The sequence below is a fragment of the Streptomyces roseirectus genome (assembly GCF_014489635.1).
Classification (GTDB): Bacteria; Actinomycetota; Actinomycetes; order Streptomycetales; family Streptomycetaceae; genus Streptomyces; species Streptomyces roseirectus.
Genome location: NZ_CP060828.1, coordinates 7,468,828 through 7,493,377 on the forward strand (window position 1 = coordinate 7,468,828; position 24,550 = coordinate 7,493,377).

General features: G+C 70.9%; 19 protein-coding genes. 6 read left to right on the plus strand and 13 right to left on the minus strand.

Translation table 11 applies throughout. The features are described from left to right. Nucleotides 1–9 precede the first annotated feature (9 nt). From IAG44_RS32130 to IAG44_RS32155, 6 genes are read right to left on the minus strand one after another with little or no spacing between them, the layout of a single operon-like run. Entirely contained in the window at nucleotides 10–1,296 is a 1,287-nt protein-coding gene (locus tag IAG44_RS32130; protein ID WP_187750584.1) for an amidohydrolase, read from the minus strand. Continuing rightward, a complete protein-coding gene (locus IAG44_RS32135; RefSeq protein WP_187750585.1) occupies nucleotides 1,293–2,042 on the minus strand; it encodes a phosphorylase family protein in 750 nt (249 codons plus the stop codon). The genes IAG44_RS32130 and IAG44_RS32135 overlap by 4 nt, the downstream gene beginning before the upstream one ends. Continuing rightward, nucleotides 2,039–2,908 carry an ABC transporter permease gene (locus tag IAG44_RS32140; protein WP_187750586.1) on the minus strand — a complete coding sequence of 290 codons (870 nt, stop codon included), beginning with the start codon at nucleotides 2,906–2,908 and terminating at the stop codon, nucleotides 2,039–2,041. Before IAG44_RS32140 ends, IAG44_RS32135 begins: the two co-directional genes overlap by 4 nt. Next, a complete protein-coding gene (locus tag IAG44_RS32145; RefSeq protein WP_187750587.1) occupies nucleotides 2,908–3,948 on the minus strand; it encodes an ABC transporter permease in 1,041 nt (346 codons plus the stop codon). Before IAG44_RS32145 ends, IAG44_RS32140 begins: the two co-directional genes overlap by 1 nt. Nucleotide 3,949: 1 nt before the next feature. Continuing rightward, nucleotides 3,950–5,524 carry an ABC transporter ATP-binding protein gene (locus IAG44_RS32150; protein ID WP_187750588.1) on the minus strand — a complete coding sequence of 525 codons (1,575 nt, stop codon included), beginning with the start codon at nucleotides 5,522–5,524 and terminating at the stop codon, nucleotides 3,950–3,952. Continuing rightward, nucleotides 5,505–6,587: a BMP family ABC transporter substrate-binding protein gene (locus IAG44_RS32155; RefSeq protein ID WP_187750589.1), complete on the minus strand. Its 1,083-nt coding sequence runs from the start codon at nucleotides 6,585–6,587 to the stop codon at nucleotides 5,505–5,507. The genes IAG44_RS32150 and IAG44_RS32155 overlap by 20 nt, the downstream gene beginning before the upstream one ends. 316 nt (nucleotides 6,588–6,903) lie before the next feature. Here IAG44_RS32155 and mtnA point away from each other — a divergent pair, with 316 nt between their 5' ends. Beyond that, the gene (mtnA, locus tag IAG44_RS32160) at nucleotides 6,904–7,935 is read left to right on the plus strand and encodes an S-methyl-5-thioribose-1-phosphate isomerase (RefSeq protein WP_187750590.1); all 1,032 of its coding nucleotides are present in this window, start codon (nucleotides 6,904–6,906) and stop codon (nucleotides 7,933–7,935) included. Between the two features lie 60 nt (nucleotides 7,936–7,995). Here mtnA and mtnB read toward each other — a convergent pair whose 3' ends face one another. Genes mtnB through IAG44_RS32175 form a run of 3 tightly spaced genes read right to left on the minus strand, consistent with a single transcriptional unit; the run spans nucleotide 7,996 to nucleotide 9,901 of the window. Next, a complete protein-coding gene (gene mtnB, locus IAG44_RS32165) occupies nucleotides 7,996–8,604 on the minus strand; it encodes a methylthioribulose 1-phosphate dehydratase (protein ID WP_187750591.1) in 609 nt (202 codons plus the stop codon). Next, a complete protein-coding gene (mtnC, locus tag IAG44_RS32170; RefSeq protein ID WP_187750592.1) occupies nucleotides 8,601–9,320 on the minus strand; it encodes an acireductone synthase in 720 nt (239 codons plus the stop codon). The genes mtnB and mtnC overlap by 4 nt, the downstream gene beginning before the upstream one ends. Further along, nucleotides 9,317–9,901: a 1,2-dihydroxy-3-keto-5-methylthiopentene dioxygenase gene (locus tag IAG44_RS32175; RefSeq protein ID WP_187750593.1), complete on the minus strand. Its 585-nt coding sequence runs from the start codon at nucleotides 9,899–9,901 to the stop codon at nucleotides 9,317–9,319. The genes mtnC and IAG44_RS32175 overlap by 4 nt, the downstream gene beginning before the upstream one ends. Before the next feature lie 349 nt (nucleotides 9,902–10,250). Here IAG44_RS32175 and IAG44_RS32180 point away from each other — a divergent pair, with 349 nt between their 5' ends. Genes IAG44_RS32180 through mtnK form a run of 4 tightly spaced genes read left to right on the plus strand, consistent with a single transcriptional unit; the run spans nucleotide 10,251 to nucleotide 15,125 of the window. Further along, a complete protein-coding gene (locus IAG44_RS32180) occupies nucleotides 10,251–11,351 on the plus strand; it encodes a substrate-binding domain-containing protein (RefSeq protein WP_187750594.1) in 1,101 nt (366 codons plus the stop codon). Next, nucleotides 11,338–12,876: a sugar ABC transporter ATP-binding protein gene (locus tag IAG44_RS32185; protein ID WP_187750595.1), complete on the plus strand. Its 1,539-nt coding sequence runs from the start codon at nucleotides 11,338–11,340 to the stop codon at nucleotides 12,874–12,876. Before IAG44_RS32180 ends, IAG44_RS32185 begins: the two co-directional genes overlap by 14 nt. A gap of 20 nt (nucleotides 12,877–12,896) precedes the next feature. Further along, nucleotides 12,897–13,943: an ABC transporter permease gene (locus tag IAG44_RS32190; protein WP_187750596.1), complete on the plus strand. Its 1,047-nt coding sequence runs from the start codon at nucleotides 12,897–12,899 to the stop codon at nucleotides 13,941–13,943. A gap of 9 nt (nucleotides 13,944–13,952) precedes the next feature. Next, complete coding sequence (mtnK, locus tag IAG44_RS32195; protein WP_187750597.1) at nucleotides 13,953–15,125, plus strand: S-methyl-5-thioribose kinase; 1,173 nt, start codon at nucleotides 13,953–13,955, stop codon at nucleotides 15,123–15,125. Nucleotides 15,126–15,213: 88 nt separating this feature from the next. Here mtnK and IAG44_RS32200 read toward each other — a convergent pair whose 3' ends face one another. The 4 genes from IAG44_RS32200 to IAG44_RS32215 form a co-directional block, all read right to left on the minus strand. After that, nucleotides 15,214–16,830, minus strand: coding sequence for a glycerol-3-phosphate dehydrogenase/oxidase (locus IAG44_RS32200; RefSeq protein WP_187750598.1), 1,617 nt, complete (start codon nucleotides 16,828–16,830; stop codon nucleotides 15,214–15,216). Between the two features lie 44 nt (nucleotides 16,831–16,874). Continuing rightward, the gene (gene glpK / locus IAG44_RS32205) at nucleotides 16,875–18,413 is read right to left on the minus strand and encodes a glycerol kinase GlpK (protein WP_187750599.1); all 1,539 of its coding nucleotides are present in this window, start codon (nucleotides 18,411–18,413) and stop codon (nucleotides 16,875–16,877) included. Between the two features lie 98 nt (nucleotides 18,414–18,511). After that, nucleotides 18,512–19,297 carry an MIP/aquaporin family protein gene (locus tag IAG44_RS32210; protein WP_187750600.1) on the minus strand — a complete coding sequence of 262 codons (786 nt, stop codon included), beginning with the start codon at nucleotides 19,295–19,297 and terminating at the stop codon, nucleotides 18,512–18,514. Between the two features lie 337 nt (nucleotides 19,298–19,634). Continuing rightward, nucleotides 19,635–20,399: an IclR family transcriptional regulator gene (locus IAG44_RS32215; protein WP_187750601.1), complete on the minus strand. Its 765-nt coding sequence runs from the start codon at nucleotides 20,397–20,399 to the stop codon at nucleotides 19,635–19,637. A 523-nt stretch (nucleotides 20,400–20,922) separates the two neighbouring features. Here IAG44_RS32215 and metH point away from each other — a divergent pair. Continuing rightward, nucleotides 20,923–24,444, plus strand: a complete 3,522-nt coding sequence (gene metH / locus IAG44_RS32225) for a methionine synthase (protein ID WP_187750602.1) — start codon at nucleotides 20,923–20,925, stop codon at nucleotides 24,442–24,444. Nucleotides 24,445–24,550 lie beyond the last annotated feature (106 nt).

A 24,550-nucleotide genomic window follows, 5' to 3' on the forward strand; every position in this document is an offset into this window, starting at 1 on the left:
TTATGGGGCTCAGCCGATCAACGCCTCCAGATCCGCGACCACCGCACGTTCGTCCAGCGTCGTCAGCACCCGCCCCCGCATCAGCACCTTCCCGTCCACGACCGTGTCCCGCACGTCGTCCGCGCGCGCCGCGTACGCCAGCGCCGACCACGGGTCGTGCGGCGGCCGCAGATGCGGACCCGACAGGTCCACGACGACGAGATCCGCCCGCTTGCCCGCCTCCAGCGACCCCAGCCGCTCCCCGAGCCCGAGCGCCCGCGCCCCCCACGCCGTCGCCATCCGGACGGCCTGCTCCGCGCCCACCGCCGTCGGGTCACCGCCCGCCTTGTGCACCAGCGCCGCCTGCCGGACGGCACCCAGCACGTCCAGCGTGTTCGAGCTGACCGCGCCGTCCGTACCGAGCCCGACGGTCACCCCGGCGCCGAGCAGCCTCGGCACGGGCGCGATCCCGCAGCCCAGCTTCAGGTTCGACACCGGACAGTGCGCGACCGACGTGCCCGAGCGGGCCAGCGCCGCGATCTCCGGACCGGTCAGGTCGACGGCGTGCGCCAGCAGCACGTCCGGGCCGAGCAGCCCGAGCGAGTCCAGCAACTCCACCGGCCGTTTCCCGTACTTGACCTCCACCGTCGCTACCTCGGTCGCGTTCTCCGCCGCGTGGATGTGCACCAGCGCCCCGAACTCCCGCGCCAGCGCGAACACTTCGGTCAACTGCTCGGGCGACAGGGTGTACGCCGAGTGCGCGAACACGACCGGCCGAATCCCCTCGTGCGCCGCCAGGTCCGCACGCGCCCACGCCGCGCGCGCCGCGAACTCCCGCTTGTCCGGCGGCTCCGGGACGTCCATGAACGTCGGCCCGGTCAGCAGCCGCCAGCCCGCCTCCCGCGCCACCTGCTCGGCCGCCTCGTGGAACCAGTACATGTCCAGCGCCGACGTCACCCCGGCCCGGATCGACTCCGCCGCCGCCAGCCGCACCGCCGCCGCCACGTTCTCCGGCGTCAGCAGCTCGGCCTCCCACTTCAACACCCGCTCCAGGAACCCCTGGAGCGTCACGTCGTCGGCGCGCCCCCGCAGCAGGGTCATCGCGAGATGAGTGTGCGTGTTGACGAACCCGGGCAGGACGAGGCAGTTGGACGCGTCGATGAACTCGCGCGCCTCGTACCGCCGTCGCAGCTCCTCGGCGGGACCGACGGCGACGATCTCACCGTCACGGACGGCAACCGCCCCTTTTTCCACGACGGTTCCGGCGTCGTCCACCGTCAGGACGTCACCCCCGTGCACCAGCAGATCGACGCTCACAGCTCACTCTCCGCCAGCAGCCGCAGCGCCTCCAGCGAGACCACGGCACCCCGTTCGACACCCTCCGCGACGACGTCCCGGTGCGGGTCGTACACGCTGGTGCCCTCCTCGTCGACCAGCTCGTCGGCGTTCGCGCCGTCCACGACCACCACACCGCCCGCTGTCAGACCCCGCAGCGACGCCGTGATCAGCAGCGCGGACAGCTCCATCTCGATCGCGGCGAGACCGACGCCGCCGTACGAGAACAGGGGCAGCGGGCCCGGCTGGAACGCGGCCCGGGTCCAGACGACGCCCCGGTGGTGCGGGGCACCGGTCTCACGGGCGGCACGCTGGAGGGCGAGGACCGCCTCGGGGGTGGCGAACGCGGGGTACTCCGGCGGCAGGAGCTGCTGCGTGACACCGTCGTCCCGGACCGCCGCCTCGGCGATCACCAGGTCGCCGTCCGCTATCCCCGGCTTCATCGCACCCGCCGTGCCGAACCGGATCATCGTCCGCACGCCCGCGTCCGCCAGCTCCTGGAACAGCAGGTTCGCGCCCGGCGCGCCCACGCCGTGCGAGGCGACGACGACCGGCACGCCCTTCCAACTCCCGCTGAACACACGGTACTCACGGTGGTACGACACCTCGGCCGCGCCGTCCAGCAGCGCGGCGACGGCGGCGGCGCGCGCCGGGTCGCCGACGACCACCGCGTGAACGGGCAGACCGGTACGGGGAATTCGGGTGATCGGCAGGAGATCCTGCGTCATGAGACGGCTCCAGAGGAGGAAGGGGTACGGCGACGGCGGCGGGCCGTCGACAGGAACAGGGCGCCGAGCGTGACGACGTACGGGGCGGCGTCGGTGGCCTGTTGGGGCAGACCGACGCCCTGGAGACGGAAGCCCACCGCTTCCGCGAGCCCGAACAGCAGCGCCGCGAGCAGCACGCCGACCGGCAGCGCCCGGCCCAGCAGCACCGCGACCACCGCGATCCAGCCCCGGCCGGCCGTCATGTTCTCGGTGAACAACGTGACATTGCCCAGGGCGAGTTGGGCACCCGCGAGTCCGCACAGCACACCGGACGACAATACGGCCCCGTACTGGTACTTCGCCGGACTGACCCCCAACGTCGCGGCCGCGTCCGGGGATTCACCGACACCGCGCAGCCGCAGCCCCCACACGTGCCGGGACAGCAGGAGCGCGGCGACACCGACCGCGACCCAGGAGAGGTAGGCGAGCGGGCTCAACCCCCCTATCAGGGGCAGGCCGTTGAGGGCAGGGTCGCTGAACGTGCCCTGCACGCCGAACACCGTCCGCAGCAGGAAGCTCGTCAGGCCGACGGCGAGGAGGTTCATCGCGATGCCGAGCACCACCGCGTCGCCCTTCAGAGTCACCGCGCCGACCGCGAGGACCAGCGAGTACGCCGCCGCCGCGAGGGCCGCCGAGAGCACCCCCAGCCAGGGGCTGCCGGTGAACCAGCTCGTGGCGACCGCCGTGAAGCAGCCCAGCAGCATCATGCCTTCCAGACCGATGTTGAACACGCCCGCCCGCTCACAGATCGCGCCGCCGAGCGCGGCCAGCAGGATCGGGGTGAGGGCACGCAGGGCCGACATGAGGAGATCGGAGTCGAGGAACATCAGACGGCCCCCTTCTTCTTCAAGAGCGTGCGCGGGAACCGGAGCCGGGCCGCCAGGAACACGATCACGATCGCCTGGAGCACCTGCGTCAGCTCGCGCGGCACCTCCGTCGTCCGCTCCATCGCGAGCCCCCCGACCTGGAGGACCGCGAAGAAGAACGACGCGATCAGCGTGCCGACCGGCGCCGCCCCCGCGAGCAGCGCCGCCGTGAGCCCCGTCCACGTGTAGCCCGGCGCGGTCAGCGAGCCGTCCACGAACCGGTACGGGAAGCTCAACACGCCCACCGCGCCCACGAGTCCGGCGAGCGCGCCCGAGACCGACATCAACTTCAGCGTCAGGCCCGCCCGTTCGACCCCGGCGTACACGGAGAAACGGGAGTTGAGCCCCGTCATCCGGATCTCGTACCCGAACGCCGTCCACCGGTCCGTGAACCAGTAGGCCGCCGCCGCGAGGACGACGAGGACCAGGCCGACGGTGACGGTCGAGTCGCCGAACGCGGGCAGCGCGACGCCGTCCGGGAACGCCCGCGTCTGGGGCAGGCTCGAACCCGGCTCCTTCAACGGGTACCGGGCCAGGTACGACGCCAGCGACACCGCCGGATAGCTCAGCAACAGGCTGCTGACCAGCAGCGGAACGCCGAACCGGTTCTCGCACAGGGCGGCGAGCACGGCGTACCCGGCACCGGCGGCCATCCCCGCGAGGAGCGCGAGGACGACCGTCAGGGGCGCCGGCAGCGGGGAGTACAGGGCGGTTGCCGCGGCCGTGATCCCGCCCAGCACCAGTTGGCCGTCCCCGCCGAGGTTGATCAGCCCGGCCCGCAGCGGCACGGCCAGCGCGAGCGCCATGCCGAGGACGCTGGTCCCGGTGGTCAGCGTCGCCCCGATCCCGTCCGTGCCGAGCGCGCCGGTCAGGACGGCGTCGTACGCGGTGAGCGGGTCGGCGCCGGTGCCGAGGAGGAAGAGGGCGCCGACGAGGAGACCGGCGAGGACGGAGGCGGTGACGGGGGAGCGGAGGGCGCCAGATATTCGGGTGATGGTCATATCAGATTCCCGCGCTCTCGTTCGCGCCCGCGCCCGAGCCCGCGCCTTCGCCCGAGCCCGCGCCCGCATCCCCGCTCGCCCCCGCCATCGCCAGCCCCAACGTCCCCTCGTCCGCCGCGTCCTTCCCGTACGCCCCCACGACCCGCCCCTCGTACATCACCAGCACCCGGTCCGCGAGCCCCCGGATCTCGCTCAGCTCCGCCGACACCAGCAGCACCGCGTGCCCGGCGTCCCGGTAGGCGATCAACTGGTCGTGGATGTGCTGCACGGCACCGATGTCGACGCCCCGGGTCGGCTGCTCGACGAGCAACAGGGGCGCGTCATGGGCGAGTTCACGTCCGATGAGGAGCTTCTGGAGGTTGCCGCCGGACAGCGAGGAGGCCGGCGCCGCCACGGACGCCGCCTTCACCCCGAACCGCTCGACCAGCGTGCGCGCGTGCGTGCGGACGGCGCCGGGGGCGAGCAGCCCGCGCCGGGACAGCGAGGTCCGGTGGTGACCCATGGCCAGGTTCTCGGCGACGCTCGCCGCCGGCGCCGTACCGACCGCGTGCCGGTCCTCGGGCACGTACGCGAGCCCGTGGGCCCGGCGTTCGGCGGCCGAGGCGTGCGTGACGTCGCGGCCCCGGACGGACACCCGCCCGCCGGTCACCGCCCGCAGCCCCGCCAGCGCCTCGATCAGCTCGCTCTGCCCGTTCCCGGCGACCCCGGCGATCCCGACGATCTCCCCGGCACGGACGGTGACGTCCACATCGTGGACGCCTGCCGCCGACAGCCCGCTCACCTCCAGCACCGGCTCACCCGGTGTCCCCGCCGCGTGCACCCGGTCCAGCTCCACCGCGCGCCCCGTCATCGCGGAGGCGATCTCCCCGGCGGACGTCTCGGCGGTGACCAGCCGGGACACGACCCGCCCGTCCCGCAGGACCGTCACCCGGTCCGACCCCTCCAGCACCTCACGGAGCTTGTGCGTGACGAGGATGACCGAACGGCCTTGCGCGGCGAGGGACGTGAGGACGGCGAACAGGGCGTCCGCCTCCGCCGGGGTCAGCACGGCCGTCGGCTCGTCGAGGATCAGCGTGCGGGCACCCCGGTGCAACAGCTTCAGGATCTCGACGCGTTGCCGCAGCCCGACCGGCAACTCCCCGACGCGCGCGTCCGGTTCGACCGCGAGCCCGTGCTCCTCGGCCAGCTCCCGCACCCGGCGCCGGGCGGCCGCCCGGTCCACCAGCCCGAACCGGCGCGGCTCGGCGGCGTACACCACGTTCTCGGTGACCGTCAGCGAGTCGAACAGCTTGAAGCTCTGGTGGACCATGCCGAGCCCGGCCGCCATCGCGTCGGACGGACTCGCGAAGACGACGTCCCGCCCGTCGACCCGGATCGTCCCGGCATCCGGGCGCAGCATGCCGTACAGCACCGACATGAGCGTCGACTTGCCCGCCCCGTTCTCACCCATCAACGCATGGATCTCGCCCTGCGAGACAGTCAGGTCGACGGAGTCGTTGGCGAGCGTGCCGGGGAACCGCTTCGTGATCCCCCGCAGCTCGACAGCGACCGGCGCCTCAGCGCGCGGCGGGGTCATCGACGGCCAGCCCACCGGAGACGATCTGGTCGCGCAGCGCCTTCACCTTCGTCAGCACGTCCTTGTGCCGGGCGATCACGCACTGCGAGGAGTCGACGCCCGCATCGAGCCCGGTCAGGCTGATGCCGCCCTCCTTCAGCCCGTACGACACGGTCGTGCCCGCCTTCCCGCCGAGCACCGCGTCGATGCCCTTCTGAACGGCGACGTCCGTGCGCTTGATCACGTTGTCGACGACCGTGCCCGGGGAGGAGGGGCACTGGTTGACGTCGACGCCGTACGCGAACGCCCCCTTCGCCTTCGCCGCCTCGAACACGCCGTAGTTCCCGGCCGCCGCCGCTGCCATCACCTGGTCGTAGCCCTGCGAGAGGAGGGTGCCCGCCTGCTCCTTCGCGCGCGCCGAGTCGTCGAACGGGGACTGCCCGCCGACGAACCGCGTCCCGGTCGTCGTCCCCGGCGCGACCTTCTTCGCGCCCGCCGCGAACGGGTCGCTGTAGCGCCGGAACTGGGGCGTGTCGAGGACGTCGACGGCGCCGACCTTGCCCGACCTCGACAGCAGCCCCGCCTCGGCGCCCGCGAGGAACACCCCCTCGTGCTCGCGGAACACCGCGCAGCTCACGTTCGTGAAGGGCTTCGCCGTGCACGCGTCGACCAGCAGGAACCGCTGCCCGGGGTTGCGCCGCGCCTGCTGGGCGACGACGTCAGCGAACTCGAAGCCGACCAGGACGATGACGTCCGGCTTGGCGTCCACGGCCGCCTGCACGTTCTGCTGCTGAGACGCCGCGTCCGTCGACTGATACACGTGCTGCGTGCCGTCATGCTCCTTCGCCGCCGCCTCGACGCCCGTCACCGCGAGCTTCAGGAACTCGTTCTGGCCCACGGCGTCCGGGGTGACCAGCGTGAACGACTTCCCGGACGAGCCGGAGGCGGCCGTGCCGGTGTCCTTCTTGGCGGCGGCGTTGCAGGCCGTGGCCAGCAGGACCGTACCGGCGGCGAGCGCTGTGAGCTGGAGGGAACGGCGGTGCCTGAGCGTGCGGGCGCGAGTGCGGGGGGCTCTGGGGCGCATCGGGGACGACCTTCCGGGTATGACGAGCGGCGCTCCGGGAGGGCGACGGTGCCGTTCCGCGAGAGCGCTGGGAGGGAGGGTGCGAGGGGGCTCAGCCGCGACAGCGGTCGCCGCGACACCGGCCGAAGTCGAGGAAACGGCGCTTCGTGAACATCGGCACGTCTCCTCCTCCGTCTCGGCCAGTGGAATCGGTTGCGGACTGTACCACCCTGTTTCAGCCACCCGACAGACTGTCTCGAACTGTGGTTCGCCGAGGTCATGTACGGTGTCCGACACCACAGGACCCCCCCAGGCAGCACCCCAGGAGCGATCCCCTATGTCCCAGGAACTGCGCGCCGTCGACTGGACCGGATCCGGCCTCGCGCTCATCGACCAGACCCTGCTGCCGCACCGCACCGAGACCGTGGACATCCGCGATGTGGACTCCCTCGTCGACGCGATCCAGCGCCTCGTCGTCCGGGGCGCTCCCGCGATCGGCGCGGCCGGCGCGTACGGGGTCGCCATCGCGCTGATCCAGGGCGAGCGCGAGGACTGGACCGACCTCCAGATCCTCCAGGCCGTCGCCCGCATCCGCGAGGCCCGCCCCACCGCCGTCAACCTCATGGTGTGCGTCGACCGCGTCATGACCCGCTTCGCCGAGGGCCTGGACGCGGTCCTGGAAGAGGCGGCCGCCGTCCAGCGCGAGGACATCGAGGCGAACCGCGCGATGGGCGTCCACGGAGCGGACTGGCTGATCAAGAAGGCCGGCGTCGACCGCCCGCTGCGCATCATCACCCACTGCAACGCCGGCGCGCTCGCCACGTCCGGCTGGGGCACCGCGCTCGGCGTCGTCCGCGAACTCCACGCGCGCGGCCGGGTCGAGGTCGTGTACGCCGACGAGACGCGCCCCCTGCTCCAGGGATCCCGGCTCACCGCCTGGGAGTTGGCCCAGGAGGGCATCCCGCACTACGTCCAGGCGGACGGCGCCGCCGCCGGCACCATCCTGCGCGGCGAGGTCGACGCGGCGATCGTCGGCGCCGACCGCATCGCGGCCAACGGCGACACCGCGAACAAGGTCGGCACGGTCGCCCTCGCCCTCGCCTGCGCCGACGCCGGCATCCCCTTCCTCGTCGCGGCCCCTACGACGACCGTCGACCTCGCCACGGCCACCGGCGACGACATCCACATCGAACTCCGGGGCGAGGACGAGGTGTTGGAGTGGGGCGGCGTCCGCACCGCCCCCGCCGAGTCACGCGGCCACAACCCGGCCTTCGACGTCACCCCGGGCCGTCTCGTCACCGGACTCGTCACGGAACGCGGGGTGTTGGAGGTCTCGGCGGGCGAACTGCCGGGCGAGCGGCTGAAGTAGACGGCAGGTCAGGAAAGAAAAGAAGGGGGACCACAGGGTCCCCCTTCCTCCACAGATTCCTCAGCGCCGAGCCAGCTCCAACTCCAGCAGCCACTCCACCACTTCGGTGTAATGCCGCGCCTGACGCGGATCCGCCCCCCACACGTACAACCCGTGCCCGGCGACAACCACCGCCGGCATCAAGGGATTACGCGCCTCCTCAAGCCGGTCGCCCAGCTCCTTCATGTCCTGGCTGTTGGCGATGACCGGCAGCACCACTTCGACGTCGTGCGCGGGCTGCCCCACCCCCTTCAGCATCTCGACGTCCCGGAACGCGATCCCCCCGGGCTGCCGGTGCCCCATCGTCACGGACGCGACCGTGTGGACGTGGACGACCGCCCCCGCACCCGTCAACGCGGCGACCCGCGCGTGCAGTTCGGCCTCGGCGGACGGCTTCCCGCCCTGCACGGCAGCCCCCTGCCCGTCCACCAACACCACGTCGGCGGGCGTCAGTTCACCCTTGTCGTGCCCGCTCGCCGTCACCGCGAGCAGCAGCGGCTCCCGGGACAGCACCACCGACAGGTTGCCGGACGTGCCGCGCATCCAGCCGAAGGAGGCGAACCGGGCGGACTCGGCGGCGAGCACGGCCCCCGCCTCGTGGAGGTCCTGCGCGGTGATGTCGGCGGTCATGCGGTGCTCCCGGAAACGGTGATCTCGTCGAAGGACCCTGCCTGCGCATGATCCCCGACGCCTTGCGCGAAGTACGGCTCCCCGGGCCGCCGGACGCCGACGGCGTGCCAGCCGGCCTCTCGCGCCGCGTCCAGCTCGCCGGGCCGGTCGGAGAGGAAGAGGAGACGGGACGGCTCGACGCCCGTCGCCGAGGCGATCCGGCGGTAGGACGCCGCCTCCTGCTTGGGCCCGGCGTTCTCCGTGTCGTAGAACCCCGAGACCAGCGAAGTCAGGTCACCCTCAGGGCTGTTGGTGAACCACGCCCGCTGCGCGGCCACCGACCCCGACGAGTAGACGTACAGCCGCACCCCGGCCGCGTGCCAGGCGCGCAACTGCGGGACGACGTCGGCGTAGAAGTGCGAGACGAGATCGCCCCGCGCGAAGCCCTCCGCCCAGACGATGCCCTGGAGGGTCTTCAGCGGGGTCGCCTTGCGGTCCTCGTCCAGCCAGGCGTTGAGCGTCTTCTCGATCGCGGCGGCATCGGCGTCAGGCTCGCCGGTCAGCTCCCGCACCTGCGCGATCGCCCGCGCGACCTCGGGCTCGTCCGCCCGCTGGGACAGCAGGTCCGCGAACCGGTCACGCGAGTACGGGTACAGGACGTCCACGACGAACCCCGTGGCGCTCGTGGTGCCCTCGATGTCGAGCACCACGGCGTCCACGGCATACCGGAGCGTCACGCGACGTACCCGGCGGCGATCGTGTCGTAGTCCGGGAAGCGGGAGGCGATCGGCGACCCGGTGAAGTTGCCGATCCAGCCGTCCTCCTCGTGGAAGAAGCGGATCGCGGTGAAGGACGGGCTGGTGCCCATGTCGAACCAGTGCGTGGTGCCGCGCGGGACGCCGAGCAGGTCGCCCTTCTCGCAGAACACGGCGTGGACCTCGCCGTTCACGTGCAGGTAGAAGATGCCGGAGCCGGAGACGAAGAAGCGGACCTCGTCATCGTCGTCGTGCGTGTGCTCCTGGAGGAACTTCTCGCGGGCGGCCTTCGCCCTCGCCGGGAACTCCGGGTCGTCGCTGGGGTGCAGCCCGAGGACGTCGACCGTGGTGAAGCCCTCCTCCGCGTTCAGCTTCTCGATCTCCGGGCCGTACGCGGCGAACACGGTCTCGCTGTCCGCGTCGAAGGGGACGTCCTCGCGGATCGGCCACTGTTCGTAGCGCACGCCCAGCGGCTTCAGGGCCTCCGCGATCTCGGCGGGGTCGGAGGTCCGGCGGACGAGGGTGTCCGGGCCGGACTCGGGCCAGGTGGTCAGGAGGGTCATGACAACAGCTCCAGGTCTGTCTGGTTTCTTCCGCTGGAAGCGTCGATTCGGTGATGGTAACGCCGGGTCCGATGATCACCCGGTGTGACGTAGTCGTTGTCTCATTCCGTGAGAATCGCCTTTTACACCTTTGACGTTTGGCTGAAACCGTTCTCATGATCTGGGTATGAAGACGCTGCTGCTCGTGCGGCGGCTGTACGTGGACTTGCTCCGGTCGACCACAGCCAGCTGTCGCTGACCGTTCCCGGAGCCCTCGCGCCCCTCCCTCACCTGGCGTGATCCTTTCGCCGCTCCGGCTCCCGCTCTCCCCTCAGCCTCATCGCACCGCCCCCGCACCTGGAGCCCCCTTATGTCCCGTATCCGCCTTCCCCTCGCCGCGCTGTCGCTGGCCTCCGTCTCGGCCCTCGTGCTGAGCGGCTGCTCCCAGTCGTCGGACGCGTCCACGAAGACGAGCGGCGACACGGCCGCCTCCGCGCAGGCCGCCACCGGCAAGAAGCCCGCCCCCTTCGACGCGGGCGCCGTCAAGGTCGCCCTGGTCCGCCAGAGCGGCGCCGGCGACTACTTCGAGCAGTGGGGCAACGGCGCGAAGGCGCAGGCCAAGGCGCTGGGGATCGACCTGACGGTGTACGACGCCCAGGCCGACAACGCCAAGCAGGCCACCGACCTCTCCTCCGCGATCAACTCCGGCGCCAAGGCGATCATCGTCGACCACGGCTTCCCGGCGACGATCCAGCCGGAGATCGACCAGGCCGTCAAGAAGGGCATCAAGGTCGTCGTCTACGACGTCGAGACCGCGACCAAGGGCGTCGTCTCCACCCGGCAGAACGACGCGAGCATGGCCCAGGCCGTCCTGGACGTCATGGCGAAGACCCTCGGCAAGAACGCCAAGGTCGGCTACGTCAACGTCGCCGGCTATGCCGCGCTCGACAAGCGGGACTCCGTCTGGAAGACCGCGGTCACCTCGCAGGGCTGGAAGCAGGCGTTCAAGGTCGGCAAGGTCACCGACTCCACCGCCACGGACAACGTGCCGTTGGTCTCCGCCGCCCTCACCCAGAACTCCGACGTCACCGGCGTCTTCGCCCCCTACGACGAACTCGCCAAGGGCACCGTCCTCGCCGTCCAGAACAAGAAGCTCCAGACCAAGGTCAAGGTCTTCGGCGCGGACGTCTCCAACGCGGACATCCAGCAGATGACCGCCGCGGACAGCCCGTGGGTGGCGACGGCCGGCACCGACCCGTCCGCCGTCGGCGCGGCGGTCGTCCGGACGACCGCCCTGGAACTGGCCGGTCAGCTCGGGAAGACCACGGTCGAGTTCCCGGCGGTCGCCATCACCCAGGACTTCCTGCGCGAGAAGAAGATCGCCAACATGGACCAGCTCCGCACGGCGCTGCCCGCGCTGAACCTGTCCCAGGTGTCGACCGCGGACTGGATCGCGAATGTCGCCCACTGAGACAGGCGCCGCTCCCGAAACGCCCGCCGTCGCCCTCACCGACGTCAGCATGGCGTTCGGTGGCAAGACCGTCCTCGCCTCCGTCTCCCTCGACATCGCCCCCGGCAGCGTGGTCGCGCTGCTGGGCGCGAACGGGGCCGGGAAGTCGACGCTGATCAAGATCCTGTCCGGCGTGCACGCCGGACACGGCGGCGAGGTACGCGTCGCGGGCGAGGTCATCGCACTCCAATCCCCGTCCGCAGCACGCCGGTTGGGCATCCAGACGGTGCACCAGCGGATCGGTGAGGGCATCGTGCCCGGCCTGTCCGTCGCGGAGAACCTGGTCTTCGAGGAACTGGCCCAGGCCCGCGGCAACCCCTTCCTCAACGGCCGCCGCACCCTGGCCCGCGCCCGCGAGATCCAGGCGGGCCTCGGTCTCGGCTGGAGCGACGCCGTCCTCAAGCGGGACGTCACCGAACTCGGCATCTCCGACCGGCAGTTGCTCATCCTGGCCCGCGCCCTCGCGACCCGCCCCCGGCTGCTGATCCTCGACGAGCCGACCTCCGCGCTCTCCGCCGCCGAGGCCGAGCGCCTGTTCGCGCTGGTCGAGCGGATGCGCGCGGACGGCATCGCCGTGCTGTACGTTTCCCACCGCCTCGGCGAGATCGACGCGCTCGCCGACCGGCTGGTCGTCCTGCGAGACGGCCGTCTCACCGAGGACCAGGCCAAACCGTTCGACTGGGACGCCGCCCTGCGCGCGATGCTGGCCCAGGAACAGGAGGCGACGACCGCGCGGCCGGTCCGGGAGGGCTCCCAGGGGGATGTGGTCCTGTCCCTCAGAGGTGTCCGGCTCTTCGACGCCCAAGCCCCCCTCGACCTCGACCTGCGCTCCGGCGAAGTCACCGGCGTCGTCGGCCTGTTGGGCGCCGGCAAGACCGAGCTGGCCCGCGGCCTGTTCGGCGCCGAACCCTTCCTCGCCGGCGCCGTCGAACTCGACGGCACGGCGTACGCGCCCCGCCGCCCGGCCGACGCGATCCGCGCCGGCGTCCACCTCGTCCCCGAGGACCGGCACGCCGACGCGCTCGTCCCCGGCTGGTCCGTCGCCCAGAACGTGTCGCTGCCGTTCCTGAAGTCCCTGTCGCGGTTCGGCCTGCTCCAGAGCGCCAAGGAGGACGCCCTCGGCCGGGACACCGTCGCCGCGCTCGGCGTCGTCACCCGCGACGAGCACAGCGCCGTCGAGGAGCTGTCCGGCGGCAACCAGCAGAAGGTCGTCGTGGGCCGCTGGCTCGCCGAACCCCCGCGTGTCCTCATCCTGGACGAGCCGTTCCGGGGCGTGGACATCGGCGCCCGGCGGGACATCGGCGACCGCGCCCGCCGCCTCGCCGCCGAGGGCGCCGCCGTCCTCGTCCTGTCCGCCGACGTCGACGAGATCCTGGAGGTCGCCGACCGGGTCGTCGTCCTCGCGTCCGGTGAGATCCACCTCGACGCGTACGGCGAGGACGCCGAGCGCGACCGCGTGATCCAGACCATCTCGGCGTCCGTGTGACCCCCTTGAGGAAAGACGTCATGACCACCACCCAGAGCACCGAGACCCCGGTGAAGGCGGCGACCCCGCTCACCGCACCCGTGGGCCTGCGAGTCCAGAACGCCGTCATCAAGTACGGGTTCATCTTCGTGACGGTCGCGCTGTTCCTGTACTTCGCGCTCAGCGAGGGCTCCTTCCGCGAGTCGGCGACCCTCCTCGACACCTTGCGCTACGTCTCCGTCGCCGCGATCCTCGGCCTCGGCGTCACCCTCACGATGGCCGTCGGCGGGATGGACATGTCCGTCGGCGCGGTCGCCGGGCTCGGGGTGTCCGTCGCCGCGCAGACGATGGTCGTCCACAACCAGGTCGGTGCCGTCGCGATCGTCGCCGTGATCATCGCGGGCGCGCTCGCGGGGCTGCTCAACGCGCTGCTGATCGTCGTCCTGAAGATCCCCGACATGCTCGCCACGCTGGGCACGATGTTCGTCATCCAGGGCAGCAAGCTGATCCTCGTCGACGGGCAGTCGATCACGCCGGGCATGACCATGTCGGATGGGTCGACGGCGCCCGGCAAGTTCACCGCCGGGTTCCTGAAGATCGACCGGGGGACCGTGTTCGGGATCCCCGTCTCCGTGCTGATCTTCGGCGGGCTCACCGTCGCCGCCTGGGTCTTCCTCGCCCGCACCCGCTGGGGCCGCGTCCTGTACGCCATCGGCGCGAACCCCGAGGCGTCCCGGCTGGCCGGCATCCGCGTCGGCGCCTACCGTGCGCTCGCCTACGTCATCTCCGGTGTCCTCGCTTCGATCGGCGGCCTCATCCTCGCCTCCCGCATCGGGCAGGGCGACGTCAGCGCCGGGACCTCGCAGCTCCTCGAAGCCGTCGCCGTCGCGCTCGTCGGCACGTCCGTGCTCGGCCGGGGCCGCCCCAACGTGTGGGGGACCGCGCTGGGCGCCGTCCTCATCGGCATCATCACCACCGGCCTCACCATCAAGGGGCTGCCGTACTACACGCAGGACGTCGTCGAGGGCGCGGTCCTCATCCTGGCCCTCGTCTTCAGCTTCACCCTGTCCAAGCGCCGCACCGCTTAAGGAAGTTGCATGGGTTACCGCATCCTGGAACCGGCCGACGTCCCGGCCTACCTCAACGAGCGCGGCCACTGGGACGACCTGGGCGACATCGACGTCCGCGAGGTCTCCGACGGCAACATGAACCGCGTCTTCCTCGCCTCCTCCGCCGACGGCAGCCGCAGCCTCGCCGTCAAGCAGGCGCTGCCCTGGGTCCGCGTCGCCGGCCCGTCCTGGCCGATGAACCCCGACCGCGCCGACGCCGAGGCCCGCGCGTACGAGCAGGTCGCGAAGGTCGCCCCGGACAAGATTCCCGCGATCCACGGCTACGACCCCGAGAACTTCGCCCTCGTCATGGAGGACATGTCGGACCTCGAAGTCCTGCGCACGCTCCTCAACGAGGGCGCCCCCTACGGCCCGGACACCTCCGCCCGCATCGGCGAGTTCGTCGCGCAACTCACCTTCACCACCAGCGACTTCGGTATGCCGTCCGCCGAACGCAAGGCGCTGATCGCGGCGTCGGTCAGCCCCGAGCTGTGCAAGATCACCGAGGATGTGGTGTTGTCCGAGCCCTACATCGAGCACGAACACAACCACTGGCTCCCGGAGTTGACCGACCTCGCCGCCGCGTTCCGCGCGGACGCAGTGCTCCGCACCGAGGTCGCCGACCTGCGCCACACGTTCATGACCAGCGCGCAGGCCCTTCTGCACGGCGACCTCCACACCGGCAGCGTCATGGTGGGGGAGCGGGACGGCTCCCCCGTGGTCCGCGTCTTCGACCCGGAGTTCTCCTTCGTCGGCCCCATCGGCTACGACCTCGGCCTGTACTGGGCGAACGCGCTCGTCTCCGAGGAACGCGCGCGTGAACTGGGCCGGTTGACCGACCACGCGGACCAACTCCGGCTGTCCTGGGAGGCGTTCGAGTCCGAGTTCCGCCGCCTGTGGCCGACCCGGGTGGACGGGTTCTTCGACGACGCCTACCTCGACCGGTTCCTGCGCCGGGTCTGGACGGAGTCGGTGGGGTACGCCGGCACCGAGATCGTCCGTCGCATCATCGGCTTCGCCCACCTGACGGACCTGACGACGCTGCCGGACCCGGTGCCGGCGTCGCGCAGGGCGCTGCTGCTGGGCCGCGAACTGATCGTGCGGCGCGCGGAGTTGACGGATGTGGAGTCGGTACGTCAGCTCGTGTCCCAGTCGGCCTGAAACACCGCAGTCGGCCTGAAACACCGCGAAAGGGGCGGTACCTCCCGGAGCCCAAGCCGGAGGTGCCGCCCCTTTCGGGTCGTGCGGGTTACTTCTTGTCGAGCAGGTCCTGGACCTTCGCCCGCACCTCGTCCGTGGCCAGGCCGCGGATCGTCAGCGTGGTGCGGCGGCGCAGGACGTCGTCCTGCGTCTCGGCCCACTCGTTGTCCCGGGCGTAGACGACCTGCGCCCAGATCTCGGGGGCGTCGGGGTGGACGCGCTCGGCCAGTTCCGGGTTCTCGTTCGCCAGGCGGGCGATGTCGAACGCGAGAGAGCCGTAGTGCGTCGCCAGGTGCTTGGCCGTGTCGGCGGCCATGCGCGGGCCGGGCGCCGGGCTGTCGACCAGGAGACGGTGGGCGACCGCGCGCGGGTTGGCCACACCCGGCAGGGGCAGCTTCTTCGGCAGCGAGGAGATCGGCTCGAAGTCGTCGCCCAGCGGGTGGCCCGGCAGCGACTCCAGCTTCTGCATGACCGTGCGCCCGATGTGCCGGAACGTCGTCCACTTGCCGCCCGCGACGGACAGCATCCCGCCCCGGCCCTCGGTGACGACCGTCTCGCGCTTGGCCTTGGCCGTGTCCCCGGGGCCGCCCGGCAGCACGCGCAGACCGGCGAACGCGTACGTGATGTTCTCGCGGGCGAGCTGCTGGTCCCGGACGGAGAACGCGGCCTCGTCCAGGATCTGCGCGGTGTCCTTCTCGGTCACCGCGACGTCCGCCGGGTCGCCCTCGTACTCCTCGTCCGTCGTGCCGAGGAGCAGCATGTCCTCCCACGGCAGCGCGAACGTGATCCGGTACTTGTCGATCGGCGTGGCGAGCGCGGCCTTCCAGGGGGAGGTCCGCTTCAGGACGAGGTGCGCGCCCTTGGAGAGGCGGATGGAGGGCGCCGCGTTCGGGTCCTCCATCTTGCGCAGGTGGTCCACCCACGGGCCGGTCGCGTTCAGCACCAGACGGGCGTTGACCCCGAACTCGTCGCCCGTCGTCCGGTCCTTGAGGTCCGCGCCGGTGACCCGCCTGTTGGTGAAGCGCAGGCCGGTGACCTCGGCGTGGTTCAGGACGACGGCGCCCGCCTCGACGGCCGCGCGGACCGTCATGAGGGCCATGCGCGCGTCGTTCATCTGGTCGTCGCCGTAGACCGCGACGGCCTTCAGGTTCTCGGTGCGCAGCTCCGGCACGTCCTGCGCCGCCTTCGCGGGGGACAGGAGGTGGCCGACGCCGTCACCGAACGCGGAGAGCGCCGAGTAGGCGAAGACGCCCGCCCCGAGCTTCGCCGCGCCGTGCGGCCCGCCCTTGTAGACGGGCAGGTAGAACGTGAGCGGGTTCGCCAGGTGGGGGGCCACCTGACGGGACACCGCGCGCCGCTCGAAGTGGTTCTCCGCCACCAGCTTCACCGCGCCGGTCTGCAGGTAGCGCAGACCGCCGTGGAGCAGCTTGGAGGAGGCGGAGGAGGTGGCGCCGGCGAAGTCACCGGCGTCGACCAGCGCCACCCGCAGACCGGACTGCGCGGCGTGCCAGGCGGTGGAGATGCCCAGGATGCCGCCGCCGATCACGAGGAGGTCGTACGACGCCTTGGAAAGCTGCTCCCGGGTCTCGGCGCGGCTCGCGTTGGCGGCGGAGGCCGGGTGCGTACCCAGGGCAGGCACGGTCTGGAGGGTGGGCTGACTGGTCATGTCGGGTTCTTACTCCTCATCAGAGCTTGTGCGGGGGGTTCGCTTCAGCTCTCGTCCTCGATCCAGCCCATGGTCCGCTCGACGGCCTTGAGCCAGGTCTTGTACTCACGGTCGCGGGTCTCCGCGTCCATGCGGGGGGTCCACTCGGCGGCCCGGCGCCAGTTGGCGCGCAGGTCGTCGGTGCTGGTCCAGAAGCCGACGGCGAGACCGGCGGCGTAGGCGGCGCCGAGGCAGGTCGTCTCGGCGACCATCGGGCGCACCACCGGCGCGTCCAGGAAGTCCGAGAGGGTCTGCATCAGCAGGTTGTTGGAGGTCATGCCGCCGTCGACCTTGAGGGCCGCGAGCTCGACGCCGGAGTCCTTCGTCATGGCGTCGGTGATCTCACGGGTCTGCCAGGCCGTGGCCTCCAGGACGGCGCGCGCGAGGTGCGCCTTGGTGACGTACCGGGTCAGGCCGGCGATCACACCGCGGGCGTCGGAGCGCCAGTGCGGGGCGAACAGGCCGGAGAACGCCGGGACGAAGTAGGCGCCGCCGTTGTCCTCGACGGACAGGGCCAGCGTCTCGATCTCGGCGGCGGTGGAGATGAGGCCCATCTGGTCGCGCATCCACTGCACCAGCGAACCGGTGACCGCGATCGAGCCCTCCAGGGCGTAGACCGGGGCCTCGTCGCCGATGCGGTAGCCGACCGTGGTGAGCAGTCCTGAGTACGAGTTGATGATCTTCTCGCCGGTGTTCATCAGCATGAACGTGCCGGTGCCGTACGTGGACTTGGCCTCGCCCTCGGAGAAACAGGTCTGGCCGAACAGGGCCGCCTGCTGGTCGCCGAGCGCGGAGGCGACCGGGATGCCGCCGAGCAGTTCGCCGAGCGAGCCGCCGGTGACCTCGCCGTAGACCTCGGCGGAGGAGCGGATCTCGGGGAGCATCTGGAGCGGGACGCCGATGGATTCGGCGATCTTCTCGTCCCACGCGAGGGTGTGCAGGTTCATCAGCATCGTGCGGGACGCGTTGGTGACGTCCGTGACGTGCCGGCCGCCGTTCACACCGCCCGTCAGGTTCCAGATGACCCAGCTGTCCATGGTGCCGAAGAGGATGTCGCCCGCCTCGGCGCGCTCGCGCAGGCCCTTGACGTTGTCGAGCAGCCAGCGGGCCTTCGGGCCGGCGAAGTAGGAGGCGAGGGGGAGGCCGGTCTCACGGCGGAAGCGGTCCTGGCCGACGTTGCGGCCCAGCTCCTTGCAGAGCGCGTCCGTGCGCGTGTCCTGCCAGACGATCGCGTTGTGGACGGGCTCGCCGGTGTTCTTGTCCCACAGCAGCGTCGTCTCGCGCTGGTTGGTGATGCCGATGGCCTTGATGTCGTCGCGCGTGATGCCCGCCTTGGCGATGGCGCCGGCGACGACCTCCTGGACGTTCGTCCAGATCTCGTTCGCGTCGTGCTCGACCCAGCCCGGCTTCGGGAAGATCTGCTCGTGCTCCTTCTGGTCGACGGAGACGATCCGGCCGTCCTTGTCGAAGACGATGCAGCGGCTGGAGGTGGTGCCCTGGTCGATCGCGGCGATGAACGGGCCGGTGGTGTGGGAGTCGGTCACTGTGTGCTCCTGGGATTCCGTGGTTATGGGGCTTGACGATCGGCGTTCGCCGAGAGTTTCGAAAACCCGTACCTCGTACGGGTGAACTCCGCGGCTGCCTAAGCGAACGCGACGTTGTAGATGCCCGCCGCGATGGCGCCGCCGATGAGCGGGCCGACCACGGGAACCCAGGCGTAGCTCCAGTCGGAGCCGCCCTTGTTGGGCAGGGGCAGGAGCGCGTGCACGATGCGCGGGCCGAGGTCACGGGCCGGGTTGATCGCGTAGCCGGTCGGGCCACCGAGGGAGAGACCGATCGAGACCACCACGAGGGCGGTGAGCAGGCCGCCCAGCGTGCCGAGGCCCTTGCCGTCGCCGTTCAGACCCTGCGTGAGGACCGCGAGCACCAGCACGATCGTGCCGATGACCTCCGTGGCGACGTTCTGCCAGGCCACCCGGACCTCCGGGCCGGTGGAGAAGATGCCGAGCACGGGGCCCGCGCCCTTCTCCTGCGCCTCGACCGCCTTGGTCTTCGGCTCGCCGACGATCTCCTTGTCGGTGAGGTGCGCCAGGAACTGGCCGTAGTACGCGATCCACACCAGGGCCGCGCCGATCATGGCGCCGAGCAGCTGGCCGCCCCAGTAGACCGGGACGTCGCTCCAGTCGATGCCGTCCTTCTTGAGCGCGAGCGCGAGGGTCACGGCCGGGTTGAGATGCGCGCCGGAGAGCGGCGCGGAGGTGTAAACGGCCGTCAGAACGGCGAAACCCCACCCGAAGGTGATGGCGAGCCAACCGGCGTTACGGGCCTTGCTGGCCTTCAGCGTGACGGCGGCGCACACGCCGCCGCCGAGCAGGATGAGTATGGCGGTACCGATGGTCTCGCCGATGAAGATGTCGGAGCTGGACACCCGCGACTCCTTTGTCCTTCGTCCAGGGGAAGCCGAACCCCGGGTCCCTCCGGGGATTCCGCGCCCTCGGGGGTGAGAGCGATGCCGGCCCTTGGCACTGTCACACTCTAGCGCGTATTGCCGGTAGGTGTTCGACAATGCCGACCGATGGACGGGAGTCTTGCTCCGGCGTCACGCGTGAGTCAAGGGTTCTGTTATCGGAAACCTGATCGTTATTGATAGTCATGGGTTATTGATCTTCGCGAGTTCGGTCCGCGTCTGACCGCTTATGTCCGGTTCAGGGTATGCCGAGAACCGGAACGTCGCCCGACGTCCCGGTTGACCTCTCAGGTACTTCTCAGAACCGGCCCGCGCCCAGATCCCGCGACACCGCACGCGCGCAGTCCCGCACCGCCGCGATCAGCTCCGGCCGCAGCTCGCCGTCCGGACAGACCCGCTCCACCGCGCCCGTGATGCCCACCGCGCCCACCGGCATCCGCCGCCGGTCGTGCACCGGCGCCGCGACCGACGCGACGCCCTCCCAGGTCTCCTCCACATCCGCCGCGTACCCACGCGCGCGCGTGATGTCGAGGATCTGCTCGAACGCCTTCGCGTCGCACACCGTGCGGTCCGTGAACGACCTGCGCTCCGTCTCCAGCGCCTCGCTGTGCGCGACCGGGTCGTACGCCGACAGCACCTTGCCCAGCGCCGTCGAGTGCAGCGGCTGCATCGCCCCGATCTCCAGCACCTGCCGGCTGTCGTCCGGCCGGAACACGTGGTGCACGATCAGCACGCCCTGCTGGTGCAGCACGCCCAGATGGACGCTCTCGCCGCTCGCGCGCGCCAGGTCGTCCGTCCACACCAGCGCCCGCGCGCGCAGCTCGTGCACGTCCAGATAGGTCGTGCCCAGCCGCAGCAGCTCCGCGCCCAGCTGGTAGCGGCCCGAGGCGTCGTCCTGCTCCACGAACCCCTCCTGCTGGAGGGTGCGCAGGATGCCGTGCGCCGTGCCCTTCGCCAGCCCCAGGGCCGAGGCGATGTCCGACAGGCCGAGCCGCCGCTCGCCGCCCGCGAGGAGCCGCAGCATCGCGGCAGCCCGTTCGAGCGACTGGATGTTCCGTGCCATCGCCGTCCTGCCTCCGTCCCCTTCGACCGGCTCACGCCGACCCCGGCCGCCGTTCGTCCACACCGGCCGTCTACCCGATGACCCCACACACAGCCACCGTTCGGCAATGCCGAACACTACCGGTCCATGCCGACCTCCTGCCAATGCCCGGTCACCGCGTGTCGCCCCCCGGTCCGCCCACCGGCCACCCACCAGAACCCCCGAAGTATCCCCACGCAACCCCGAGAAACCCGAACCGGCCTCGCGGACCTTCTCCGGAACACGCCCCTGAACCCACAACACGGCACCACCCGAAGAAACCCCACCCCCGTCGGCCCCCGTCCCTGCCACCCCCACCCCCACCCCCGGCCACCCCCCTACCACCCCCACCACCTCCACGAACCCCGCCCCCTCAACCCCCAGCCCGCCCGAGAATCGCTCGACCCCCACCATTCCGTCCCGTGGAACGCACTGACGGTGGAGGCCCCCTCCCCGCTACGCTGAGCGGAAAGCCGACAGCCGTCGCACCTGAGGGAGCCCTTACATGGCCTCTGTGCCGCCGACCCCTTCCGCCGACAGCCGGACCCGTGTGTCCGCGCTCCGAGAGGCACTGGCCACCCGCGTGGTGGTCGCCGACGGAGCGATGGGCACGATGCTCCAGGCCCAGGAGCCGACTCTGGAGGACTTCCAGAACCTCGAGGGCTGCAACGAGATCCTGAACCTCACCCGCCCGGACATCGTCCGCTCGGTCCACGAGGCGTACTTCGACGCCGAGGTGGACTGCGTCGAGACCAACACCTTCGGCGCCAACTTCGCCGCGCTCGCCGAGTACGACATCCCCGAACGCGTCCACGAACTCTCGGAGGCGGGCGCGCGGATCGCCCGCGAGACCGCCGACGCGTACACCGCGAGGGACGGACGCCAACGCTGGGTCCTCGGCTCCATCGGCCCCGGCACGAAACTCCCGACCCTGGGCCACGTCGGATACACCACCATCCGCGACGCGTTCCAGCAGAACGCCGAGGGCCTGATCGAGGGCGGCGCCGACGCGCTGATCGTCGAGACCACCCAGGACCTCCTGCAGACCAAGGCCGCCGTCATCGGCGCCCAGCGCGCCCGCGAGAACGCCGGCCTGGACGTCCCGATCATCGTCTCCGTCACCGTCGAGACCACCGGCACCATGCTGCTCGGCTCCGAGATCGGCGCCGCGCTCACCGCGCTGGAACCCCTCGGTATCGACATGATCGGCATGAACTGCGCGACCGGCCCCGCCGAGATGAGCGAGCACCTGCGCTACCTCGCCCGCAACTCCCGCATCCCCCTGTCGTGCATGCCGAACGCCGGTCTCCCCGTCCTCGGCAAGGACGGCGCCAGCTACCCCCTCACCGCCCCCGAACTCGCCGACGCCCACGAGACGTTCGTCCGCGACTACGGTCTCAGCCTGATCGGCGGCTGCTGCGGCACCACCCCCGAGCACCTGCGCCAGCTTGTCCACCGCGTCCGGGACATCACCCCCACCACCAGGGACCCGCGCCCCGAACCCGGCGCCGCCTCCCTCTACCAGACCGTCCCGTTCCGCCAGGACACCGCCTACATGGCGATCGGCGAGCGCACCAACGCCAACGGCAGCAAGAAGTTCCGCGAGGCCATGCTGGAGGCCCGCTGGGACGACTGCGTGGAGATGGCCCGCGAACAGATCCGCGAGGGCGCCCACATGCTGGACCTCTGCGTGGACTACGTCGGCCGCGACGGCGTCGCCGACATGGACGAACTCGCCGGCCGCCTCGCCACCGCCTCCACCCTCCCCATCGTCCTCGACTCCACCGAGGTCGACGTCATCCAGGCCGGCCTGGAGAAGCTCGGCGGACGCGCGGTCATCAACTCCGTCAACTACGAGGACGGCGACGGCCCAGAGTCCCGCTTCGCCAAGGTCACCAAGCTCGCCCGGGAACACGGCGCCGCCCTCATCGCCCTCACCATCGACGAGGAGGGCCAGGCCCGCACCCCCGAGAAGAAGGTCGAGATCGCCGAACGCCTCATCGACGACCTCACCGGCAACTGGGGCATCCACGAGTCCGACATCCTCATCGACACCCTGACCTTCACCATCTGCACCGGCCAGGAGGAGTCGAGGAAGGACGGCATCGCCACCATCGAGGCGATCCGCGAACTCAAGCGCCGCCACCCCGACGTCCAGACCACCCTCGGCCTGTCCAACATCTCCTTCGGCCTCAACCCGGCCGCCCGCATCCTCCTCAACTCCGTCTTCCTCGACGAATGCGTCAAGGCCGGCCTCGACTCCGCGATCGTCCACGCGTCGAAGATCCTGCCCATCGCCCGCTTCAGCGAGGAAGAGGTCACCACCGCCCTCGACCTGATCTACGACCGCCGCGCCGAGGGATACGACCCCCTCCAGAAGCTGATGGCCCTCTTCGAAGGCGCCACCGCCAAGTCCCTCAAGGCCGGCAAGGCCGAGGAACTGGCCGCCCTGCCCCTGGAGGAACGCCTCAAGCGCCGCATCATCGACGGCGAGAAGAACGGCCTGGAGACCGACCTCGACGAAGCCCTCCAGACCCGCCCCGCCCTCGACATCGTCAACGACACCCTCCTGGACGGCATGAAGGTCGTCGGCGAACTCTTCGGCTCCGGCCAGATGCAGCTCCCGTTCGTCCTCCAGTCCGCCGAGGTCATGAAGACGGCCGTCGCCCACCTCGAACCCCACATGGAGAAGTCCGACGCCGACGGCAAGGGCACCATCGTGCTGGCCACCGTCCGCGGCGACGTCCACGACATCGGCAAGAACCTCGTCGACATCATCCTCTCCAACAACGGCTACAACGTCGTCAACCTCGGCATCAAGCAGCCCGTCTCCGCGATCCTCGAAGCCGCCGAGGAACACAAGGCCGACGTCATCGGCATGTCCGGACTCCTCGTGAAATCCACCGTGATCATGAAGGAGAACCTGGAGGAGCTGAACCAGCGCGGCCTCGCCGCCAACTACCCCGTCATCCTCGGCGGCGCCGCCCTCACCCGCGCCTACGTCGAACAGGACCTCCACGAGCTCTACGAGGGCGAGGTCCGCTACGCCCGCGACGCCTTCGAGGGACTGCGTCTCATGGACGCCCTCATCGGCGTCAAACGCGGCGTCCCCGGCGCCGCCCTGCCCGAGCTGAAGCAGCGCCGGGTCCGCGCGGCGGCCGGCGCCGTGCAGACCGAGGAGCACACCGAGGAAGAAGGGCACGTCAGGTCCGACGTCGCCACCGACAACCCGGTGCCCAAGGCCCCCTTCGAGGGCACCCGCATCATCAAGGGCATCCCCCTCAAGGACTACGCGAGCTGGCTCGACGAAGGCGCCCTCTTCAAGGGCCAGTGGGGACTCAAGCAGGCCCGCGCCGGCGACGGCCCGACCTACGAGGAACTGGTCGAGAACGAGGGCCGGCCCCGGCTGCGCGGGCTCCTCGACCGCCTCCAGACCGACAACCTCCTCGAAGCCGCCGTCGTCTACGGCTACTTCCCGTGCGTCTCCAAGGACGACGACCTGATCATCCTCGACGACCGGGGCAACGAACGCACCCGCTTCACCTTCCCCCGCCAGCGCCGCGGCCGGCGCCTGTGTCTCGCCGACTTCTTCCGCCCGGAGGAGTCCGGCGAGGTCGACGTCGTCGGCCTCCAGGTCGTCACCGTCGGCAACCGCATCGGCGAGGAGACCGCCAAGCTCTTCGAGGCCAACGCCTACCGCGACTACCTCGAACTGCACGGCCTGTCCGTCCAGTTGGCCGAAGCCCTCGCCGAGTACTGGCACGCGCGCGTGCGCGCCGAACTCGGCTTCGGCGGCGAGGACCCCGCCGAGATCACCGACATGTTCGACCTCAAGTACCGCGGCGCCCGCTTCTCCCTCGGCTACGGCGCCTGCCCCAACCTGGAGGACCGCGCCAAGATCGCCGAACTCCTCCAGCCCGAACGCATCGGCGTCCACCTCTCCGAGGAGTTCCAGCTCCACCCCGAACAGTCCACCGACGCGATCGTCCTCCACCACCCGGAGGCGAAGTACTTCAACGCGCGCTGAACCCTCCGGCCCGCCACCGCGTCTGTAAAGACCCGGGCCCGGAAACAAAACGCGCACGGATCGATCCGGTCGTACACTGGTCGGTCCACCGCAGGCCGGTCGCCCC